Origin of the sequence: Companilactobacillus halodurans, assembly GCF_009600985.1 — a bacterium.
In the GTDB taxonomy this organism is placed as follows: domain Bacteria; phylum Bacillota; class Bacilli; order Lactobacillales; family Lactobacillaceae; genus Companilactobacillus; species Companilactobacillus halodurans.
Window position 1 is genome coordinate 1 of sequence record NZ_VDFP01000103.1, and the last position, 1,643, is coordinate 1,643.

The window sequence follows — 1,643 nt, forward strand, 5'->3', positions numbered from 1 at the left end:
CAGTAACAAATATATTTATGCAAATTCATTATAAAACGCCGTTATGCTTTTTTCCATAAATAAAGCTTGCAGACGACCTAAGGTAATAAGCTATAAATAGAATCAAGGAGGTGAATATTATGTCCGAGTATACGACTGGTGAGTTAGCCAAAATGACTCAAGTCTCGGTCAGAACAATTCAGTACTATGATAAAAAGAATTTACTAAAGCCGAGTGAAATTTATGCTAATGGCAAACGTATTTATACCGATGCGGATTTAAATAAACTGAAATTGATTTTATTATTAAAAAATTTAGGTCTTTCATTGAAGGCAATCAAGGAAATTCTCAAAAGTGATAATTCAATGGAAGTTTTAGATTTACTGTTAGAACAACAATTGAAAGCAACTAAGTTACAGGTCAAGAATTCTAAAAATCAAATAAAGATGATTGAAAATATTAAGCATAATTTGCCACAAATAAATCAAATTTCATTAAGAACGATTGATGACATAGATAATATCATGAATAATAAAAAAGCCTTGAGAAAAGTACATATGAAAATGGTTATTACCGGTTTATTAATGGATGTGGCTGAAATTGGAAGTCTAGTTTGGGGAATTAAGAAGAACCAATGGGTACCATTTATAATAGTAATGTTAATGGCAGTCATTTTTGCTATTTGGATTTTTAAGTATTATTTCAACAAAGTTAATTACATATGTCCAAATTGTAATTATGAATTTAGGCCAACATTTAAGGCAGCTTTTTTCAGTAATCATAACCCTAGAACTCGTAAACTAGTTTGTCCTAACTGTGGTCAAAAAAATTATTGCGTTGAAGTTTATGCCGAAAAATCTAATCTCAAATCAATCTAAGAATGTTATATAATGTTGTCATTACGAGAGGAATGTTTTGATGGATACTGTGGTAAAGAAAGAACAGAAAAAAGTTGAGATTTCTTCAGCTGAATGGCAAATTATGAGAATTGTCTGGACCTTGAAACATGTGACAAGTTCCGAAATAATCAATCTGATGCAAAAGAAACAAACATGGTCTGATTCCACCATCAAGACATTGATCACTCGTTTGACTAAAAAGGAATTCCTTAGCCGTGAAAAGGAAAAAGGACGTTACATTTATTCTGCAACGGTTGAAGAACAGGCAACTATGAATGAATATGCTAATAGTTTATTCGCCGATTTTTGTGCCCATAAATCTGGTTCAGTCTTAGATGAATTGATTGAAACAATGGATATTAGCCAAGCAGATATCAAGATGCTTCAAAAGACACTCGATAGGAAATTGGCAACTGCTCCTGAACATGTTAAATGCGATTGCTTACCTGAAGGTTGCGCTGAGATGTGTTAAAATTAAGTTCCTTGGCAGGGGCGACACGGCGTTCAATCATTTGATGATTGGACGCTTTTTTACTAAATAAATTGGAAAAATTGAGATTTAACGTAATCAAAAGGCTAGATATTTTTTCTGGATACCAAGAAAAAATATCTAGCCTTTCATATATTCGACTCTATAACCAGCTTTACAACCATGATGAATCTTCCAAAACTTGCTTAATCATGGTTGCCACACCATCTTGATTATTTGTTCCGGTTATTTTCCAAGCTGCATCTTTAACACTGTCAATGGCATTATCCATAGCA

The 1,643-nt window shown here is 32.5% G+C and carries 3 protein-coding genes; 2 read left to right on the top strand and 1 reads right to left on the bottom strand.

The window, feature by feature from the left end; genetic code table 11:
• The first annotated feature begins 119 nt into the window (after window positions 1-119).
• A complete protein-coding gene (locus tag FHL06_RS12755; protein ID WP_153386960.1) occupies window positions 120-857 on the top strand; it encodes a MerR family transcriptional regulator in 738 nt (245 codons plus the stop codon).
• Between the two features lie 40 nt (window positions 858-897).
• A complete protein-coding gene (locus FHL06_RS12760; protein WP_153386962.1) occupies window positions 898-1,350 on the top strand; it encodes a CopY/TcrY family copper transport repressor in 453 nt (150 codons plus the stop codon).
• Between the two features lie 172 nt (window positions 1,351-1,522).
• Here the strand turns inward: FHL06_RS12760 and FHL06_RS14970 are convergent, their stop codons facing one another.
• A complete protein-coding gene (locus FHL06_RS14970) occupies window positions 1,523-1,639 on the bottom strand; it encodes an HAD hydrolase family protein (RefSeq protein WP_272950468.1) in 117 nt (38 codons plus the stop codon).
• Window positions 1,640-1,643 lie beyond the last annotated feature (4 nt).

Excerpts from the sequence above, each read along its gene's own strand:
- FHL06_RS12760 (WP_153386962.1), top strand. The coding sequence starts at position 898 with ATGGATACTGTGGTAAAGAAAGAACAGAAAAAAGTTGAGATTTCTTCA.
- FHL06_RS12755 (WP_153386960.1), top strand. The coding sequence starts at position 120 with ATGTCCGAGTATACGACTGGTGAGTTAGCCAAAATGACTCAAGTCTCG.
- FHL06_RS14970 (WP_272950468.1), bottom strand. The coding sequence starts at position 1,639 with ATGGATAATGCCATTGACAGTGTTAAAGATGCAGCTTGGAAAATAACC.